This window comes from Enterovirga sp. CN4-39 (assembly GCF_049446235.1).
Classification (GTDB): Bacteria; Pseudomonadota; Alphaproteobacteria; order Rhizobiales; family Beijerinckiaceae; genus Enterovirga.
This window is the reverse complement of record NZ_JBMSEF010000002.1, coordinates 53,286-70,337: the sequence shown is the minus strand read 5'-3', so window position 1 is coordinate 70,337 and position 17,052 is coordinate 53,286. Positions and strand designations below refer to the sequence as shown.

Below are 17,052 nucleotides of genomic sequence, written 5' to 3'. Positions count from 1 at the left end.
ACACCTCATCCCGCGCTGTCGCTGAACGCGGCGGGAAGCGTGGCGAGGAACGACATGACTCGCTGCGTGCGCACGGGCGGGCGGCGGCCGGATGTCCGCAGCATCCATAGCGGCTCCGGCGGGGCGCGCCAGGGCGCAAGCACCTCGACGAGACGGCCGGCGCGCAGATCTTCTTGGACAAGCCACGCCGGCCCCCAGCCAATGCCGAACCCATCTGCGATCAAAGCGAGCGCAGCGTGCGCGTCGTCGCAAATGTGCTTGGGTTTGGGCGCGACGCGAACGGCTTTCCTGCCGCGCAGGCCGGCGAAACGCCAGGTCAGGATCTGGTCGCTCGCGGGGTTGCGAAAGCCGACGTGGTCATGCGCGGAAAGCTCGTCGGGAGACGCCGGCGCGCCGCGCGCGCTCAGATAGGCGGGTGAGGCGCAAGCCTTCCAGGAAAACGTGCAAAGCCGCCGCGCCTGATGGCCGGGCGCGCGGTCGAGGGGTCCCGAGCGGATCGCGATGTCGACGCCTTCCGCCGTGAGATCGAGGATCTCGTTGCGGAATTTCACCTCGATCTCGATTTCCGGGTGCTCTCGCAGGAACGCGGGCAGTCGCGGCAGGATGCAGGAGCGCGCGAACGAGGCGGGAGCGGTCAGGCGCACCCGCCCGCCGTCGTTACGCGAAACCTCGCCGAGCGCGGATTGCACACGCGCGAGACTCTCGGCCAGCGCGCGCCCCGCCGCCATCAGCCGGTCGCCCTCGTCGGTCAGCGCCAACGAATGGGTGGAGCGGTGCAAAAGCCGTATCCCGCGCGCTTGTTCGAAACGGGCGACCGCCTTTGACATGGCCGAGGTGGTCATCCCCGCCCGCCGCGCGGCCTCTGCGAAAGAGCCCGCCTCGACAACGCGCACAAAAGCGAGGAGGCCCGAGAGGTCGGGAGGCAACGCCGGCGTGGACATCAAGTCCACATAGTCATGACGGTTTGGTTGCTACAAGGGCCGCTCCCGAGCGGCTAGGTCGGGAGTGTCGGCGCACGCTGCGTCGGTAGAAGCCGCGGGAAGTCCCATGAACCCCATCGAAATCACTCTGCAGGCCCTCGACGTCGCCGAGCGCGCGATTCCCCCCGGCCAACCGGTCTACATGCTCAATCTGCTGCGCTATCGCGCGCACGCGCGTTATGATGACGGCTTCGACGCCGCGCCCTGCTCGGGCCGAGAAGCCTTTCATGAGCGCTATCGGCCCGCATTCCGGCGTCTCGCGGCCGGTAAGCCGCTCGTGCGGGTGTTTTCGGGGCCGGTTCTGGCGAGCCTCGTCGGCCGGCAAGGCGAAGGCTGGGACGAAGCGGCAATCAATGAATACGGCGATTTCGCCGCCTTCCGCTCAATCGTCGACACCGAGGCTTACCGGCGCGAAGCCGCCCCGCATCGGCACGCGGCGCTGGACGGTTTCCGGCTGTTTGCGCTCGCCAAGGCGATGTGAACGCACCGAGGCGACGGCTGCCGGTCGAGGCTGCAGCGGGACCTCCGCCCAAATCGCTGCGGCACCGAATGGACTTCTCTCAGGTGTCGAGGAGCGCCTGGAACGCCATCATCGCAATACGAGGTCGATCGTCATCCATTTCAGGTGTCGATCGGCGCTCGCCATCGAGGTCTCGATGTCCACGGCCCCCGGCACCGCGCTTCCAGCGGCCGAGCCCCAATGCTCAGAGCGCGGCCCGACAAGCTCCACTGAAGGGAATTCACGTGGCCAAGCTGAACTGGAAAATACTGACGAAAAGGCGTGGCAGTTCAACCCAGGGCCTTCCACCCGGTAAGGAAGAACTCGCATGGATCAACAACACCGTCACGCTGATAACCGGAGGCACTGACGCGGTTCTGGTCGACACGTTTCTGCCCGCCGAGCAATCGAAGGCTCTCGTCGAGTGGGTCGCGGAAAGCGGCAAGGATCTCAAGACGATCTACGTGACCCACGCTCATGGCGATCATTACTTCGGCTTGGCCCTTCTGCTGGAATGGTTCCCGGCCGTGAAGGCGATCGCCGCGGGCCCGGTTGCAGAGGCGATCGAGCAACAGATAGATCCGGCGTTCATCAAGTCCTTCTGGGAGCCGCGCTTTCCGGGCCAGCTCCCGAAGTCTTTCGCTGCGCCTCGGGCTGCCGAGAGGAATACATTCGAGTTGGAAGGCGAGGAACTCAGGATAGTTCCCCTCGGCCACACCGACACGTCAGACACCACCGCATTACACATACCGTCTCTCGGCCTGGTGGTATCCGGCGATGCCGTCTACAACGAAACGCACCTTTATCTTGCGGAATGCGACGCAGCCGCTCGGTCGGAATGGCTGCACGCGCTCGACATCATCGAAGCATTGGAGCCCAAGGCGGTCGTCGCAGGGCACTCCGTCACGGACCCAGACAACTCTCCCCGCCACATCGATGCCACGCGACGTTACATCAAGGATTTCGATTCCTCGCTGGCTCTTTCCTCGAACCATCTCGATTTGTACGAGCGGATGCTTGCGTTCTATCCGGACCGTGTGAATCCGGGCTCTCTGTGGGCAGCGGCAAAGGCCGCGAAGCCTGGCGCTTGATTGTCAGGCCGACACTTTTCCGTGGAACCCCATCCAGGACTCGCGATGCGGCCCCGGTTGTCTCCGGTGCGCCATCAAGGGGCAGAGCCTCCCGACTGGCGATCCCCCGTCGTCCGGGCAGGTCAGCAAGTCCTTTGGTGGGCGCACCGACGGTTTCCGGCACCCTGGGCACCGGCGATGCCGGTCGCGGTCAGCCGCTCCGCGGCACGCGGCCTTCGAGCGGGTATTGCGGGTCGTTGTAGCCCGGCGTTGACGGATGACCCGGCGCGACCAGCCGGTCGACCAGCGCCTCGTCCTCCTTCGTGAAGGTGTAGGCCAGCGCCCCCACGTAATCCTGCCACTGCGCCTCGGTACGCGGGCCGCCGATCGCGGCGGTGACGAGGCGGTTGTTCAGCACCCAGGCGAAGGCGAACTGGCCCGGCGTGATGCCGCGCGCCTGGGCGTGGCGGGCGATCTCCTGGGCGATGTCGAGCGACTCGGTGCGCCACTCGGTCTCGATCATGCGCCTGTCCTGCCGGCCGGCGCGGGTCCCCTCCGGCGGGGGCTTCGCCGGGTCGTACTTGCCCGTGAGGACCCCGCGCGCGAGCGGGCTATAGGGCACGACGCCGAGGCCGTAGAAGCCGCAGGCCGGCAGGTGCTCGACCTCGGGCATCCGGTTCAGGGCATTGTAGTAGGGCTGGCTCACCACGGGGCGGTCGATGCCGAGCTCGTCCGCGAGGCGGCAGATCTCGGCGACGCGCCAGCCGCGATAGTTGGAGACGCCGAAATAGCGGATCTTGCCGGCGCGGATCAGGTCGGCGATGGCCCGCACGGTCTCGCCGAGCGGCGTCGAATGGTCTTCCTTGTGCAGGTAGTAGATGTCGATGGCGTCCGTCCCGAGCCGGCGCAGGCTCGCCTCGCATGCCTCGATGACGCGGCGGCGGGAGAGGCCGCGCTCGTTCGGGCCCTGCCCCATCGGACCCGCGACCTTGGTGGCCAGGATCCAGCGTGATCGCTCCGCCGCGATGGCGCGGCCGACGATCTCCTCCGAGAGCCCGTCGCTGTAGACGTCTGCCGTGTCGATGAAATTGATGCCCGCATCCCGCGCCTGCGCGATGATGCGGGCGGAGGTCGCCTCGTCGGTCGCGCCGCCGAACATCATCGTGCCGAGGCAGAGCGGCGAGACTTTCAGGCCCGAGCGGCCGAGATTGCGATAGTCCATCGCTCACTCCATCACGAAAGCGTTCAGCTTGTTGCCGTCCGGGTCACGGAAATACGCCGCGTAGAACCCCTTCGAGCGCTCGCCCGGCGCGCCCTCGTCGGTACCGCCCGCTGCGAGTGCGGCTCGATAGATGCGGTCGACATGGTCCCGATCCGTGGCGGCGAGCGCCACCATGACGCCGTTGCCGACAGTGGCAGGCTGTCCGTCGAACGGGAAGGTCAGGCCGATTCCGGCACCCCCGCCCGGAGCGCCCCAGGCGATGAACTGCTCCTCCTCCATCATCCGGCCGACGCCCATCTCCTTCGCGATGGCGTCGTAGAAGCGGGCCCCGCGCTCCCGGTCGTTCGTGCCGAGGGTGACGTACCCGATCATGCCGCTCTCCGCTCAGCTCAGCCGTGCGATCGCCAGCGCGAGCCCTTGCGCGCGTGGCACGATGGTGTCGACCTCCAGGTACTCTTCCGGCGAATGCGCCCGCCCGCCCACCGGCCCGGTCGCGCAGATGGTCGGGCACCCGACCGCGGACGTGAAGCCCGAATCCGCGCAGCCGCCCGCGAACTCGCCCTCGACGGGACGGCCAACCTCGCCCATCGCGCCCTGATAGGCCTCGAACAGCGCGCGCGAGCCGGCATCCTGCACGAGCGGCAGGAACTCGCCCTTGATCGCCAGGGTCGCGCTCGTGCCCGGCACGTTGGAATTCGCGACGATCTCCTCGATGCGGACGAGGGCGGCGGCGCGCTGTGGCGGCTCCACGTAGCGCAGATCGATGCCGATCTTGGCGTAGGGCGCGACCGTGTTCACCGACTGGCCGCCCGAGACGAGCCCGACATTCAGCGTGATGCCGTGCTCGAGGTCCGTGATGTCCTTCAGCTGCAGGATCTTGTAGGCGGCCTCGTTGATGGCGCTCACCCCTTCGGAGAAGTTGCCGCCCGAATGCGCGGCCTTGCCGAAGATCTCGCATTCCATGAACACGCCGCCCTTGCGGCCGGTCACGACATTGCCCGACGGGCGGCCCGGCTCGGCATTGAAGACCGCGCGGGCACCGCGAGCCGTCTCCTCGATGATGCCGCGGCAGGCCGGCGAGCCGATCTCCTCGTCGGACGTGATGAGCTGCACGAGCGGGGCGGGAGCGCCGCCGAAGCGGTGATACGCCGCCATCACGAAGGCATTCATGACGAGGCCCGCCTTCATGTCGGCGACGCCGGGGCCATAGGCGCGCCCGTCCTCGATGCGAAACGGCCGGCGCGCGGCCTCGCCCTTCGGGAAGACGGTGTCGCGATGGCCGAGCAGCAGGATCGGCTTGTTCGCGCCGCCGCTTCCCGCGACCTCGGCCGTGATCGCATCGCCATAGGCGTCGCGCAGGTGGACCGCCGTGCGGATCCCCTCGCGTTCGAAGAAGCGCCGGAAGCATTCGCCGACCGCATCGACCCCGGCCTTGTCGTAGCTACCGGAATCGACGTTCACGACCTCCTCCAGCAGTTCCAGCATCGCGCCCTTCTGCTCGGCGAGCCAATCGAGGATCTGCCGCGAGGAATCGGCCATGAGGGTCTCCGGAGGGGGTGTCGTCAGACGGGTTTGTGCAGACGCAGGATCTTGAAGAAGCCGCCCGGAAAGACGGGCTCGAGCGGCAACGGCTCGAGGCCGCGCGAGCGGGCCCAGTTCTCGATGCGGGAGGCCTTGAAGTCGGAACTCCAGCCGATCTTGGCGCAGAGCGGCGCGACGGCCCGCTCGACGCTGGCGAGCGGGCCCGCATCCTGGCCGAAATGGTTCACGAGCACGATCTCGCCGCCCGGACGCAGCACCCGCTCCATCTCGCCGAGCGCACCTTCGGGATCGGGCACGAGCGTGATCAGGAACTGCGCCGTGACGGCGTCGAAGGACTTGTCCTTGAAGGTGAGGTGGCAGGCATCCATCACCTCCAGGCTCTTCACGTGCCGGAGGCCGCGCCGGGCGACCTTTTCGCGCGCACGCTGCAGCATGTCCTCCGACAGATCGATCCCGTGCACCTCGGAGGTCGCGGAATAGTAGCCGAGGGACAGCCCGGTTCCGACGCCCACCTCGAGGATGTGAGGCCCGCAGGCCTCGACGGCACGCACCGCTGCGCGGGCGGCCGGCTCCGTCAGCTTGTCGTAGACGATGTCATAGACGGGCGCCCAGCGCTGATACGCCTTGCGCATCAGCGCCGTCGTCGGTTGAGCCCCCATGATCCTCCCGTCCCTCTTAGGCTGCGGCGGCGACCGCGCTCGGCTGGCGCCTGATGATCGTGCCGCCGCCTAGCACCCGAGCCCGCGGGCTCTCGTCCTCGTAGACCACACAGGCCTGCCCGGGCGAGACCCCATCTTCGGCATCGACCAACTCGACTTCGACGCCCGCTTCATCGCTGCGCAGCAGCGCCGCACGGGCCGGGCGCGTCGAGCGGACCTTCACGGCAACGGCCAGGCCCTCGGGGCCGATCTCGGCCAGGGGCGTGTCTCCCAGCCAGTTCACGTCCCGGAGCCGGACGACCCGGGTCGCGAGTGCCTCCCGAGGGCCGACGACCACGTGGGCCCGGGCCGGATCGAGACGGACGACATAGAGCGGCTCCGCCTCGGCGATGCCGAGCCCGCGGCGCTGCCCCACGGTGAAATGCGCGATGCCGCGGTGCCGGCCGAGCACCCGCCCGTCGAGATGGACGATCTCGCCCTCCCGGGCGGCATCCGGCCGGAGCTTCTCCAGCACATCGGCGTAGCGGCCCTGCGGGACGAAGCAGATATCCTGGCTGTCCGGCTTGTCGGCGACCGACAGGCCGAACTCCCGCGCGAGGCGCCGGGTCTCGTCCTTCGGCATGTCGCCGAGCGGGAAGCGCAGCATGGCGAGTTGCTCGGGCGTGGTGGCATAGAGGAAGTAGCTCTGGTCGCGGCTCGGATCGGCCCCGCGGACCAGCATGCGCCGGCCGCCCTCGCCCGGCCGGCTCGCCACGTAATGGCCCGTCGCGAGCGCATGAGCACCCAGATCCCGGGCGGTCGCGAGAAGGTCGCGGAACTTCACCGTCCTGTTGCACTCGACGCAGGGGATGGGCGTCTCGCCGGAGACGTAGCTCTCGGCGAAGCGGTCGATCACCGCGCGCCGAAAACGCTCCTCGTAATCGAGCACGTAATGGGGAATGCCGATCGTCTCGGCGGCCCGGCGCGCGTCGCGGATGTCGGCGCCCGCGCAGCAGGCGCCCTTGCGGGCGGTGGCGGCGCCGTGATCGTAGAGCTGGAGCGTGACGCCCACGACATCGTAGCCCTCGCGCTTGAGAAGGGCCGCGACCACGGAGGAATCGACGCCGCCCGACATCGCCACGACGACGCGCGTATCCGCGGGCGAGCCCGGCAGGTCGAGAGAGTTCAACATTCTGGCAGCGGTTCAGGGCAGAGGATCATTATAGGGAGCCTGGATAGGGGCGGCAAACTTTGCCGCCCGGGCCGGCATGTTCCTGCCGAGAGACAACGGCGCGGCCGAGCACAGCCCGGCCGAAAAGGCAGACACCTCAGCGACTTGGGCCCGATCCTCTCCTGGCCCATGCCTTGCGCCGGCTCTGACCGGAACCACACAGATGTCACGCGTCGAGACCCTTCAGACAACCGCCCCGCGGGCCCGCACCCCTGCCCGCGAAAGCTCCGCGCGCCCGGAGCGTGCCAGTTTCTCCCTGCCCGAGATGTTCGCCCAGGCCGCGACCCGGCAGGTTGCGCAACGGGCCACGGCCTTGGTGCGTTCCGGCGAGGCTCCGCAAGCCCCGGCTGCCGGCCGGGATGCCCAGCCGATGCGTCCGGAGAGCCGGCGCGGCAACCGGGATGACGCGGCGCGATCCGCAGCATCGGACCGCACCGGAGATGCACGGGACCGGCGCGAGGCGGGCCGGCCCGACCGGAGGCGGGCAGAGCTGCGCGAGACGAACGGCCCGAGGCGACCCGACGAGGAGGAGACGGCCGGCAAGGACGCAACCGGGACCGAAGCTGCAGCAGCGCTGTCCGAGGTCGAGCAACTCGCCGCGGAGGCCGTGGCCGACGGGGCGGCCGGCATGCAGCCCCAGGTGGGTCCCTGGGGGCCGGGGCTCCTCGCCGCCCTCGGGGCGGAGCCGGGCGCTGCGGGCAAGCTGCCCGCAGCAATCTCCGCGCCCGGGCTGGCTGGCGCGGGGAAAGGCCCCGGGGCCCATCCGGCGCTGATGCAGGCAGGACAGGGCGAAGGCGAGGCGGCTGCCGGCGGCCCCGAGGCCGCGGAAAGCGGCCGGACGGCCGGGGTCGAGGGCGCGGCGGAGCCTGCCGTGGCCGTGGCCGCCCTCTCCGGCCGGCAGGGCGGCGAAGGCGGAGAGCAGGGCACCTCCGGCGGCGGCGCGGCGGCCACACCGCCAAATCTCCATCACCTGCAACCCGGCCAGGACGGCGCCCTGGCAAAGCCGGCCTTCGGGGCCTTGCTCGATCAGGCAGGGGCGGCGACGGACACCAGGTCGGGGGCCGCCGTGCAGCGGGCTTTGGTGACCGATGTCGCCGTCGGCCGGTTGCCGGTCGAGATCGGCCTCAGGGCCCTGGAGGGAACGAGGAGCTTCGAGATCCGGCTCAGCCCGGACGAGCTCGGACGCGTGGACGTCAAGCTCGACATCGACGACGACGGGGGGGTCACGGCGCACCTCACGGTGGAGAAGCCGGAAGCCATGGCCCTTCTCACGCGCGAACGCTCCCAGCTCGAGCGGGTTTTCGAGCAGGCGGGCCTGAAGCCCGGCGAGGGCGGGATCGCCTTCACGCTGCGCGACGGCGCGGGGGAGAATGGCGGCCGGTCCATGTCGGACGGAGGCGGCGGCGATCCGCGGCATCAGGCCGGCCGGCGCGCGGAACCGGAGGAGGCGCCCCGGCACATCGAGACCGCCATCGCCCCACCGCGTGCGATCCTGTCCCGGCTCGGCGCCCTCGACATGAGAATCTGAAGGGGCTGCCATGGCCACTATCCCGAACACGTTCTCGGCGCTGGGCTCGTCCCAGAGCACCAGCGGCGGCTCGGCCAGCAAGGAGATCGCCGGCAACTTCCAGGACTTCCTGCTTCTGCTCACGACGCAGCTGAAGAACCAGAGCCCGCTGGACCCGCTCGACACGAACCAGTTCACGCAGCAGCTCGTGCAGTTCGCGGGCGTCGAGCAACAGCTGAAGTCGAACGACACGCTGAGCTCGATCCTGACCGCCATGCAGTCGACCTCCACGTCGACCGCCGCGAGCTATGTCGGCATGAAGGTCACGGCCGACGGCAGCACCGCCTCCCTGGCGGGCGGGGCCGCGACCTGGCCGGTCAGCGCCGCCAAGGACACCAAGCGGGCGACGGTCACGATCTTCGATGCCAATGGCGGCGCGGTCGCGACCAAGAGCGTGATGTTCAAGGCGGGGGCCCAGACCTTCACCTGGGACGGCAAGGACGCCAGCGGCTCGATGCAGCCCGATGGGGAATACAGCATCGCCGTCACCGCGCAGGACGCCACGGGCCAGAGCGTGCTGGTCTCGACCGAACTGTCGGGGACCGTCTCGGCCGTCGACGTCTCGTCCGGGGCCCCGGTCCTGATGGTCGGATCGAGCGCGATCCCCCTCGCGAAGGTCAAGACGATCGCCTACCAGTGAGGGCCCACATTTGATCGAGGCAGGATTGTGGCGCTTGAGTGATTCGCTTCAGCAAATCTTAAGCGCAGCCGCATACCGTCAGACCTAGTGCTGAGCGTAAGTGTGTGTGAGCGTAAGATGTCCGAGCCTCTTCGACCGCGCGTGAAGTATGTGATCGGGCCGGACGGGTCTCCGCTGACGATTGCTGACCTTCCGCCGTCGAATACACGGCGCTGGGTTATCCGGCGCAAGGCCGAAGTTGTCGCGGCTGTACGCGGCGGACTCTTGAGCCTGGAAGAAGCCTGCAACCGTTACACGCTGACGGTCGAGGAGTTCCTGAGCTGGCAGCAATCCATCGACGAGCACGGCCTGGCCGGCCTTCGGACCACCCGGATCCAGCATTACCGCCAGTAGGAATGACGCCTCTGGTGCGGCGTCCTTAACCGCCCGCTAACCACGAACTGGGAAATTCTTGCCGAGCGCTGCGTCGCATGACGCACGCCTGGAAGGGTTCTTGGGTTCGACGGTGCGCGGGGTTATCGAGCTTCTGACACGTTTCGGTCCGGCACGGCTCGCGGCAATGGGTGCCGTGACGCTGGCCCTGATCGGCTTCTTCGCCTTCGTGATCCTGCGCGTGTCGCAGCCCGTGATGGGCGTGCTGTTCACGGACCTGGCGGGCAGCGACACGGGCTCGATCATCCGCGACCTCGAGCAGCGCGGCATCCGGTACGAGGCCCGCGACGACGGCCATACGATCCTCGTCCCCAAATCCGACATCGCCAAGATCCGCATGGAGCTCGCCGGGAAGGGCCTGCCCTCCGGCGGCGGGGTCGGCTACGAGATCTTCGACAAGGGCGACGCGTTCTCGTCGACGAGCTTCGTCCAGAACATCAACCACCTGCGGGCGCTCGAGGGCGAGCTGTCGCGGACCATCCGGACGATCGGCCGGGTGCAATCGGCCCGGGTACACCTCGCGCTTCCCGAACGCCGCCTCTTCGCGCGCGACAAGGAGGCGGCGCGCGCCTCGATCGTCCTGAAGCTGCGCGGCGAGCTTACGGGCGAGCAGGTGCAGGCGATCCGCCATCTCGTCGCATCCGCCGTCGAGGGCCTGACGCCCGACAACATCTCGATCGTGGACGAGCGCGGACGACTCCTGGCCAATGGCGCCGGGGGCAGCGAGGCGGCCCTGGGTGGGGTGAACGCCGACGAGAAGCGCGCCGGCCTCGAGCGCCGTCTCCGCAGCCAGGTCGAGGAGATCGTCGCCGGCATCGTGGGGGTCGGCCGCTCCCGGGTCCAGGTCGCCGCCGAGTTCGACCTCGCCCGGATCGAGAGCCGGTCCGAGACATTCGATCCCGAAAGCCGCGTCGTGCGCTCCACCCAGACGCGCGGCGAAAATTCCACGAGCACGAGCAGCGAGGGCCAGGTCACGGTCGGGAACGAGCTCCCGGCCGCGCGCGACGCCCAGCCCGCGCCGCAGCAGCCGAAGGATCAGGCGAGCAAGAACGAAGAGACGATCAATTACGAGATCTCGCGGACCACCCGCACGGAGATCCAGCAGGCGGGCCGCCTGAAGCGCCTCTCCGTCGCAGTGCTCGTGGACGGAGCCTACCAGCGCAATCCGAACGGCGAGACGAGCTACCAGCCGCGCAGCAAGGAGGAGCTCGACCGCATCGCCGCGCTCGTTCGCACCGCGGTGGGCTTCGACGCGAGCCGCGGCGACCAGGTGGAGGTCGTGAACCTCCCCTTCGCCGAAGCCCCGCCCGTGGTCGAGCCCGAGAAGGTGCCGCTCCTCGCCTCGCTGCTCAGCCCGACCAAGGACGACGTGCTCCACTGGGCGGAGATCGGCATCATCGCGCTCCTGGTGGCCGTCGTGCTGCTCCTCGTCGTCCGCCCGATGGTGAAGCAGATCCTCGCGCCGGCCGCCGCCCTGCTGGCTCCGCCACAGCCGGATCTCGCGCTTGCGGGCGAGGGGGCATCCATCGCAGCGCTGCCCAGCCCCGAGGCCTCGCTGGCCAAGGCGCCGGCCGTCAACCTGCAGGATGTCGAGCACGTCATGCGCGCCAACGCTCTGGCCCAGGACAATCCGAAACAGGCGGCCGCCGTGCTGCGCGGCTGGATGGCGCAAGGCTGATGGGAACGGCACGCAAGTTCCTGTTCGGCGAGGATTTCCGGGGGCCCACGCCGGAGGAGGTCGCAGAACGGGAAGCGGCCGGCAGGGCCGCCCATGAGGAGGCGCTCCGCCGGGCCTATGCGGACGGAGTCCAGGAAGGGCTCCGGCAGGGCGCCGCCGAGAGCGCGAGGATCCTCGCGCAGGCGATGAACCGCCTGTCGACCGAGGCGGCCGCCCGCTTCTCCCAGCTCGACGGGATGCTGGGCGAGGTGGAGGTCGAGGCGCTCGCCTATTTCGAGGCCCTGGCGCGACGGCTTGCCGGCTCCGCCCTCGAGGCCCAGCCGCTCGCGGCCGTGGCCGATGCCGGGCGCGAGGCCTTCCGGCACCTTCGCGGCGTGCCGCATCTGGTGGCCCGCGTGCCGACGGCGCAGGTCGCCGAGGTCGACGAGCTCCTGCGCGCCTTGGGGCGGGAACACGGTTTCGAAGGGCGCATCATCGTGATCGGCGAGGAGGAGCTCGGCCCCGGCGATGTCCGGCTCGAATGGGCCGATGGCGGCGTCTCGCGCGATCGGGCGAGTTTCGAGCGGGCGGTGGCGAGCGCGGTTTCATCCGCGGCCGGCCTCGCGCCCGGGCACAGTGACTGGACGGCATGACGATGGCGGGCTCCACCGATCTTCCCCTCCCGCAGCTCGGCGAGGGCGACCTGTCCTTCGGGTCCGGCGGGCCGGGAGGAGGCGACGGCTCGATGCCGCGCGATCCCTCCGACCTCGCCCAGATCCTCCATGTCCCCGTGACGCTCTCGGCCGTCCTCGGCCATGTCCGGGTGCCGGTGGGGGATCTCCTGACGATCGGGCCTGGTGCGATCCTCGAGCTCGACCGCCGCGTCGGCGAGGCGATCGACATCCTCGTCAACGACCGTCTCGTGGCGCGCGGAGAAGTCGTCCTCGTCGAGGACCGGCTCGGCGTGACCATGACCGAAATCGTGAGGCCGGGCGCCTGAGCGCCGGCTGCAAACGGACCCCAACGATGCGCCTTCTCATCATCGGCCGCCTCTCCGGCGAGCTCGTCACGGCCTCCAAGATCGCGATCAGCCGCGGAGCCTCCGTCACCCAGGCGGACGGCCTCGCGCAGGGGCTCTCCGTCCTGCGGACCCGCGGTGCCGATCTCGTCATGATCGAGGTGTCGCTGCCGATCCGGGAGCTCGTCGCAGCGCTCGACAGCGAGCGTATCCGCACCCCCGTCGTGGCCTGCGGCACCGGCACGGATGCCCGGGCGGCCGTCGCGGCCATTCAGGCCGGCGCGAAGGAATACATCCCGCTCCCGCCGGATCCCGAAATGATCGCGGCCGTGATCGAGGCGGTCGCGGCCGACAACCGCTCCTTCGTCTGGCGTGATCCCGCGATGGAGAAGGTCGTGAAGCTCGCCGAGCAGGTCGCGCGCTCGGAGGCCTCCGTGCTGATCACGGGCGAGAGCGGCACGGGCAAGGAGGTGATGGCGCGCCACATCCACGCCAAGTCGAACCGCCGCGACAAGCCCTTCGTGTCCGTGAACTGCGCCGCGATCCCGGACAACCTGCTCGAATCGGAGCTCTTCGGCCACGAGAAGGGCGCCTTCACGGGCGCGATCGCGCGCCGGATCGGCAAGTTCGAGGAGGCGAACGGCGGCACGCTCCTCCTGGACGAAATCTCGGAGATGGATGTGCGGCTGCAGGCGAAGCTGCTGCGGGCGCTCCAGGAACGGGTGATCGACCGGGTCGGCGGGTCCCAGCCCGTGAAGGTGAACATCCGCGTGGTCGCGACCTCCAACCGCAACCTCGCCGAGGAGGTCCGCAAGGGGACGTTCCGGGAAGACCTGCTCTTCCGGCTCAATGTCGTGAACCTCAGGATCCCGGCGCTGCGCGACCGGCCGTCGGATATCCTCGAGCTGGCCGCCTTCTTCGGCAAGCGCTACGCAGAACTGAACGGGCTTCCGGCCCGGGCGCTGTCGCTGGAGGCGAAGCGGCTGATGGCCCGCTCTCCCTGGCGCGGCAACGTCCGCGAACTCGAGAACACCATGCACCGGGCCGTGCTCCTGGCCACGGGCGAATTGATCGAGGCCGAGGATATCAGGGCTCCCGACGGCGAAGCCCTCGGAGCCGCGCCGTCACCGGCCGACCGGGCCGTCCAATCGGCCGAGGCCGTCACGCGCGGCCTCGTCGGCCGGACGGTCGCGGATGTCGAGCGCGACCTCATCCTGGACACGCTCGACCATTGCCTGGGAAACCGCACGCATGCGGCCCGCATCCTCGGGATCTCGATCCGCACGCTGCGAAACAAGCTCTCCGAGTATCTCAGCGCCGGCATCGCGGTCGCGGAGCCCGGCGCGACGCGCGCGCTGGCACTCTGAGGCGATCCGCCGCCGGATCAGCGATTGGTCCGGCCCACATGCTGCGGGTCGACGCCGCCCTGCGGATTCGTCTCGTTCTCCACGTCGCCTTCGACGGTCGAATCCCCCTCAATCGTCTCAACGTCCTCGCCGGCCATCGTGGTGCCTTTCGACAGGCCGATCCCGGGATTGCCCTGGAGATCCGCATCGGTCGGCGTCGACGTGCGCGGTTGCTTGCTGGTGGACATCTGAACTCCTCGCCATGTCCGGGTGTCCTGGTGAACGACACGGTGTCCGGACCGTTCCGCCCCGGCCCCAAAAGCCGCCCGGAACGGCGGTCCTGCGCCGGCCGTTATCCCGCGAGAGCGCGCCGCCGCGAGCGGACGGCGCAGGCAGCAATTCCGGGAGGACGACATGGCCGGCCACGACCGCTGGACGAGCGACCGAGATCGCTTCCGTCGGAGCGAGGGTCGCGGGCGCGACCGGGACTACGAGCGCCTAGGCCCCGAATCCGACCACTTCACGCGGCGCGACCGCGAGAGCTTCGCGCGGGGCGACGAGTTCGGCCATAGCAGCCGCGACTATCCGGGCGGAGGATATCCGGACGATTACCGCCGCGAGCGCAGCAGCATGGGCCGGCGCGGCGAATACGGGGGCGAGTGGGAGGGTGCGCGAGGCCACCACGGGCGAACCTTCCAGTATCGCGGGCCCCGCGAGCGGCAGTGGGGAGCCTACCCACGCCCCGAAGCCGATTACTGGCGGGATGGCGACCGGCATCGCGGCGAGCATGGCCGCTCCGTCGGCGAGATGGCATTCGGCCGCGAGCAGGGCGGCCGCAGCGATCCGGGCGAGTTCGGCCGTGCCTCCGGGCGGCACCGCAGCGGATGGTTCGACCGGATGGGCGAGGAGATCGCGTCCTGGTTCGGAGGGGAGCACGACGAGGACCGCATCCGGCGGCTCGATCTGCGCGAAAGCGAGGGCCCGGGGCGGCATCGCGGCCGCGGGCCGAAGAGCTACCAGCGCTCCGACGAGCGCATCCTCGAGGACATCAACGATCGCCTGACGGAGGATCCGCAGCTCGACGCGTCGGATATCGAGGTCAGCGTCTCGGGACGCGAGGTCACGCTGAGCGGCACGGTCGCGCATCGCTTCGACAAGAGGCGCGCGGAGGACCTCGCGGACAGCGTCTCCGGCGTCACGCATGTCCAGAACAACCTGCGCGTCTCGGCGGCGGCGGACTGGTCCGCGGACCGTGCCCAAGGAAATGCCGAGGCGGGCGGCACCGCCCCGGGCGGCCCGGAAGCCACCCCCCGCAAGCCTGCAGGCTGACCTGGGAAGCCGGCGCCTCGCGCTCCGGCTCCTGCCTTAGCCGGAAAGCTTCCGAAGCCCCGAGGGCTTGTGGGCGGCGATCTTTCCGGACTTGTCGCTCTTCACGATGTATTCCGGGTTGGACGGCGAGGCTGCCACCTTGTGGCTCTTTATCTTGGTCGGACTGGTCTGCTTTCTGACGACCTTGCCGTGGGTCTCGCCCTGACTGGTCTCCCAGGCGACCTTGTCGCCGGCCTTCAGTTGCTTCGCCATCTGCCGTATCCCTGCATCGGCGGGCTGGGCGCAGGCTTGCCCCGGCTCCTTCCTCCTGAACACACGCCGCACGGACTGGGTCCGGGCCCCGTCATCACGATCCGGTCATGCCCAAGCGATGAATTACCGCCACGCCTTCCACGCCGGGAACTTCGCCGACGTGATGAAGCACGCCCTCCTGGCCCGCATCCTCGTTCATCTGCGCGGGAAGGATGCGGCGTTCCGGGTCGTCGACACCCATGCCGGAATCGGACGCTACGATCTTGCGGGCGACGAGGCGGAGCGCACCCTGGAGTGGCGCGCCGGGGTCGGTCGCATCGCCGAACCGTTCGGGCCGGAGGTCGAGGCCGTGCTCGCCCCCTACCGCGAGGTGCTGGCCGCGATCCGGGCCCGCTACGGCGAGACCATCTATCCGGGCTCGCCTGCGATCATCCGGGAAATGCTGCGCCCCGGCGATCGCGCCGTCCTGGTCGAAAAGCATCCCGAGGACGGGGCCCTGCTCGCCGAGCGCTTCAACCAGGTTCAGAACGCCAAGGTCATGCGGATGGACGGGTGGATCGCCCTGCGCGGCCTCATCCCGCCGAAGGAGCGCCGAGGGCTCGTGCTGATCGACCCTCCCTTCGAGGAACCGGGCGAGCTCGCCCGTGCGGGCGCCCGTCTCCGCGACGCCGTCCGGCGCTGGCCGACCGGCACCTTCGCGTTCTGGTACCCCATCAAGGACCCGGCCGAGATCCAGGCCTTCCTCGACGAGACGGCGAGCCTGAAGGTTCGGGACATGCTGTGCCTGGAGCTTCTGGTGGATCGCCCGGACGGGGTGCGGCTCGCAGGCAGCGGCCTCCTCGTGATCAATCCACCCTGGCGGCTTGCCGACGAGGCCGGAATCCTGCTGCCGGCTTTCGCCGAGCGGCTCGCGAGGCGTGACTACGGCGCGTTTCGGTGCGAGAGGCTCGGCACCCAGAGCGCCCCGGCTTGAGGCCGACCCAAAGGCGCCGGGAGGAGACGACGTGATGATGATCCTGCGGTTCTCGCCCGCATCCCCCTATGCCCGCAAAGTCCGGATCGCCGCCGATCTCGTCGGCCTCACGGAAAAGATCGAGCTCAAGGTCACAGACACGGGCGACCCGGCGAGCGGCATCCGCGAGGTCAACCCGCTCGGCAAGATCCCGGCGCTCACGCTGGAAAACGGGGAAACTCTCTACGACTCGCGCGTGATCGTGGACTACCTCGATCACCTCGGAGGGGGCCGGCTCGTCCCGGCCGGCGAGGCGCGGTTCGCTGTCCTGCGCCACCAGGCGCTGGCCGACGGCATTCTTGATGCCGCCCTCCTCCAGGTCTACGAGGGTCGCTACCGTCCGCCGGAGCACCGCGTCCAGAGCTGGCTGGACATGCAGGCCGGCAAGGTGTCCCGCGCTCTCGCTCATTGCGAGAGCGAGCTCTCTCGGCCGAGCGACATCATTCACATTGGGCACGTCGCCCAGGCCTGCGCGCTCGGCTACCTCGACCTGCGCTTCGGGGGTGAATGGCGGAAGTCCCATCCCGCCCTGGTCGCCTGGCTGGAGGATTTCGCCTCGCGCGTGCCGGCTTTCGAGGCGACGCGGCCGGCCTGAGCCGGCCGCCCCCAATCGGCGC

General features: G+C 69.4%; 20 protein-coding genes. 12 read left to right on the top strand and 8 right to left on the bottom strand.

What is annotated here, in order from left to right:
- Positions 1 to 5 precede the first annotated feature (5 nt).
- On the bottom strand, positions 6 to 941 hold the full coding sequence (locus ACO2SS_RS04050) for a LysR substrate-binding domain-containing protein (RefSeq protein ID WP_423276306.1): 936 nt from the start codon (positions 939 to 941) through the stop codon (positions 6 to 8).
- Between the two features lie 106 nt (positions 942 to 1,047).
- On the opposite strand from ACO2SS_RS04050, the gene ACO2SS_RS04045 reads away from it, so the two are divergent.
- Together ACO2SS_RS04045 and ACO2SS_RS04040 are read left to right on the top strand one after the other, a co-directional pair.
- Positions 1,048 to 1,461, top strand: coding sequence for a hypothetical protein (locus tag ACO2SS_RS04045; protein WP_423276305.1), 414 nt, complete (start codon positions 1,048 to 1,050; stop codon positions 1,459 to 1,461).
- A 263-nt stretch (positions 1,462 to 1,724) separates the two neighbouring features.
- Complete coding sequence (locus tag ACO2SS_RS04040) at positions 1,725 to 2,570, top strand: MBL fold metallo-hydrolase (protein WP_423276304.1); 846 nt, start codon at positions 1,725 to 1,727, stop codon at positions 2,568 to 2,570.
- A gap of 190 nt (positions 2,571 to 2,760) precedes the next feature.
- Here the strand turns inward: ACO2SS_RS04040 and ACO2SS_RS04035 are convergent, their stop codons facing one another.
- The 5 genes from ACO2SS_RS04035 to mnmA are packed head-to-tail and all read right to left on the bottom strand — an operon-like array spanning position 2,761 to position 7,140.
- A complete protein-coding gene (locus ACO2SS_RS04035) occupies positions 2,761 to 3,771 on the bottom strand; it encodes an aldo/keto reductase (RefSeq protein ID WP_423276303.1) in 1,011 nt (336 codons plus the stop codon).
- A 3-nt stretch (positions 3,772 to 3,774) separates the two neighbouring features.
- Positions 3,775 to 4,143, bottom strand: coding sequence for a VOC family protein (locus ACO2SS_RS04030; RefSeq protein ID WP_423276302.1), 369 nt, complete (start codon positions 4,141 to 4,143; stop codon positions 3,775 to 3,777).
- A 12-nt stretch (positions 4,144 to 4,155) separates the two neighbouring features.
- On the bottom strand, positions 4,156 to 5,310 hold the full coding sequence (locus tag ACO2SS_RS04025) for a M20 family metallopeptidase (protein WP_423276301.1): 1,155 nt from the start codon (positions 5,308 to 5,310) through the stop codon (positions 4,156 to 4,158).
- A 23-nt stretch (positions 5,311 to 5,333) separates the two neighbouring features.
- On the bottom strand, positions 5,334 to 5,972 hold the full coding sequence (locus tag ACO2SS_RS04020) for a class I SAM-dependent methyltransferase (protein WP_423276300.1): 639 nt from the start codon (positions 5,970 to 5,972) through the stop codon (positions 5,334 to 5,336).
- Between the two features lie 16 nt (positions 5,973 to 5,988).
- A complete protein-coding gene (gene mnmA, locus ACO2SS_RS04015; RefSeq protein ID WP_423276790.1) occupies positions 5,989 to 7,140 on the bottom strand; it encodes a tRNA 2-thiouridine(34) synthase MnmA in 1,152 nt (383 codons plus the stop codon).
- 205 nt (positions 7,141 to 7,345) lie between these two features.
- On the opposite strand from mnmA, the gene ACO2SS_RS04010 reads away from it, so the two are divergent.
- The 7 genes from ACO2SS_RS04010 (at position 7,346) to ACO2SS_RS03980 (ending at position 13,863) form a co-directional block, all read left to right on the top strand.
- Positions 7,346 to 8,710: a flagellar hook-length control protein FliK gene (locus tag ACO2SS_RS04010; protein WP_423276299.1), complete on the top strand. Its 1,365-nt coding sequence runs from the start codon at positions 7,346 to 7,348 to the stop codon at positions 8,708 to 8,710.
- 10 nt (positions 8,711 to 8,720) lie between these two features.
- Positions 8,721 to 9,389 carry a flagellar hook assembly protein FlgD gene (locus ACO2SS_RS04005; RefSeq protein WP_423276298.1) on the top strand — a complete coding sequence of 223 codons (669 nt, stop codon included), beginning with the start codon at positions 8,721 to 8,723 and terminating at the stop codon, positions 9,387 to 9,389.
- Positions 9,390 to 9,506: 117 nt separating this feature from the next.
- Positions 9,507 to 9,782 (top strand): DUF1153 domain-containing protein, encoded by a 276-nt coding sequence (locus ACO2SS_RS04000; protein ID WP_423276297.1) that lies wholly within the window; start codon positions 9,507 to 9,509, stop codon positions 9,780 to 9,782.
- Between the two features lie 112 nt (positions 9,783 to 9,894).
- Complete coding sequence (gene fliF, locus ACO2SS_RS03995; protein ID WP_423276789.1) at positions 9,895 to 11,499, top strand: flagellar basal-body MS-ring/collar protein FliF; 1,605 nt, start codon at positions 9,895 to 9,897, stop codon at positions 11,497 to 11,499.
- Entirely contained in the window at positions 11,499 to 12,131 is a 633-nt protein-coding gene (locus tag ACO2SS_RS03990) for a flagellar assembly protein FliH (RefSeq protein WP_423276296.1), read from the top strand. Before fliF ends, ACO2SS_RS03990 begins: the two co-directional genes overlap by 1 nt.
- Positions 12,132 to 12,133: 2 nt before the next feature.
- Complete coding sequence (gene fliN, locus ACO2SS_RS03985) at positions 12,134 to 12,478, top strand: flagellar motor switch protein FliN (RefSeq protein ID WP_423276295.1); 345 nt, start codon at positions 12,134 to 12,136, stop codon at positions 12,476 to 12,478.
- A gap of 26 nt (positions 12,479 to 12,504) precedes the next feature.
- Entirely contained in the window at positions 12,505 to 13,863 is a 1,359-nt protein-coding gene (locus ACO2SS_RS03980; RefSeq protein WP_423276294.1) for a sigma-54 interaction domain-containing protein, read from the top strand.
- A gap of 17 nt (positions 13,864 to 13,880) precedes the next feature.
- Here the strand turns inward: ACO2SS_RS03980 and ACO2SS_RS03975 are convergent, their stop codons facing one another.
- On the bottom strand, positions 13,881 to 14,090 hold the full coding sequence (locus ACO2SS_RS03975) for a hypothetical protein (RefSeq protein ID WP_423276293.1): 210 nt from the start codon (positions 14,088 to 14,090) through the stop codon (positions 13,881 to 13,883).
- Positions 14,091 to 14,256: 166 nt separating this feature from the next.
- Between ACO2SS_RS03975 and ACO2SS_RS03970 the strand changes: the two genes are divergently transcribed.
- Positions 14,257 to 15,171 carry a BON domain-containing protein gene (locus tag ACO2SS_RS03970; RefSeq protein ID WP_423276292.1) on the top strand — a complete coding sequence of 305 codons (915 nt, stop codon included), beginning with the start codon at positions 14,257 to 14,259 and terminating at the stop codon, positions 15,169 to 15,171.
- A gap of 36 nt (positions 15,172 to 15,207) precedes the next feature.
- Here ACO2SS_RS03970 and ACO2SS_RS03965 read toward each other — a convergent pair whose 3' ends face one another.
- Entirely contained in the window at positions 15,208 to 15,423 is a 216-nt protein-coding gene (locus ACO2SS_RS03965; protein ID WP_423276291.1) for a DUF2945 domain-containing protein, read from the bottom strand.
- Between the two features lie 118 nt (positions 15,424 to 15,541).
- Between ACO2SS_RS03965 and ACO2SS_RS03960 the strand changes: the two genes are divergently transcribed.
- The gene (locus ACO2SS_RS03960) at positions 15,542 to 16,396 is read left to right on the top strand and encodes a 23S rRNA (adenine(2030)-N(6))-methyltransferase RlmJ (RefSeq protein WP_423276290.1); all 855 of its coding nucleotides are present in this window, start codon (positions 15,542 to 15,544) and stop codon (positions 16,394 to 16,396) included.
- A gap of 34 nt (positions 16,397 to 16,430) precedes the next feature.
- Positions 16,431 to 17,030, top strand: a complete 600-nt coding sequence (locus tag ACO2SS_RS03955) for a glutathione S-transferase (protein WP_423276788.1) — start codon at positions 16,431 to 16,433, stop codon at positions 17,028 to 17,030.
- Positions 17,031 to 17,052: the final 22 nt, after the last annotated feature.

Bases quoted from the DNA above. Each gene is read 5' to 3' on its own strand.
- ACO2SS_RS03960 (WP_423276290.1), top strand. From the start codon at position 15,542: ATGAATTACCGCCACGCCTTCCACGCCGGGAACTTCGCCGACGTGATG.
- fliN (WP_423276295.1), top strand. From the start codon at position 12,134: ATGGCGGGCTCCACCGATCTTCCCCTCCCGCAGCTCGGCGAGGGCGAC.
- ACO2SS_RS04035 (WP_423276303.1), bottom strand. From the start codon at position 3,771: ATGGACTATCGCAATCTCGGCCGCTCGGGCCTGAAAGTCTCGCCGCTC.
- ACO2SS_RS04020 (WP_423276300.1), bottom strand. From the start codon at position 5,972: ATGGGGGCTCAACCGACGACGGCGCTGATGCGCAAGGCGTATCAGCGC.
- ACO2SS_RS04030 (WP_423276302.1), bottom strand. From the start codon at position 4,143: ATGATCGGGTACGTCACCCTCGGCACGAACGACCGGGAGCGCGGGGCC.
- ACO2SS_RS03955 (WP_423276788.1), top strand. From the start codon at position 16,431: ATGATGATCCTGCGGTTCTCGCCCGCATCCCCCTATGCCCGCAAAGTC.
- ACO2SS_RS04010 (WP_423276299.1), top strand. From the start codon at position 7,346: ATGTCACGCGTCGAGACCCTTCAGACAACCGCCCCGCGGGCCCGCACC.
- ACO2SS_RS03965 (WP_423276291.1), bottom strand. From the start codon at position 15,423: ATGGCGAAGCAACTGAAGGCCGGCGACAAGGTCGCCTGGGAGACCAGT.
- ACO2SS_RS03980 (WP_423276294.1), top strand. From the start codon at position 12,505: ATGCGCCTTCTCATCATCGGCCGCCTCTCCGGCGAGCTCGTCACGGCC.
- ACO2SS_RS04045 (WP_423276305.1), top strand. From the start codon at position 1,048: ATGAACCCCATCGAAATCACTCTGCAGGCCCTCGACGTCGCCGAGCGC.
- ACO2SS_RS03970 (WP_423276292.1), top strand. From the start codon at position 14,257: ATGGCCGGCCACGACCGCTGGACGAGCGACCGAGATCGCTTCCGTCGG.
- ACO2SS_RS04050 (WP_423276306.1), bottom strand. From the start codon at position 941: ATGTCCACGCCGGCGTTGCCTCCCGACCTCTCGGGCCTCCTCGCTTTT.
- ACO2SS_RS04000 (WP_423276297.1), top strand. From the start codon at position 9,507: ATGTCCGAGCCTCTTCGACCGCGCGTGAAGTATGTGATCGGGCCGGAC.
- ACO2SS_RS04005 (WP_423276298.1), top strand. From the start codon at position 8,721: ATGGCCACTATCCCGAACACGTTCTCGGCGCTGGGCTCGTCCCAGAGC.
- ACO2SS_RS04025 (WP_423276301.1), bottom strand. From the start codon at position 5,310: ATGGCCGATTCCTCGCGGCAGATCCTCGATTGGCTCGCCGAGCAGAAG.
- ACO2SS_RS03975 (WP_423276293.1), bottom strand. From the start codon at position 14,090: ATGTCCACCAGCAAGCAACCGCGCACGTCGACGCCGACCGATGCGGAT.
- ACO2SS_RS03990 (WP_423276296.1), top strand. From the start codon at position 11,499: ATGGGAACGGCACGCAAGTTCCTGTTCGGCGAGGATTTCCGGGGGCCC.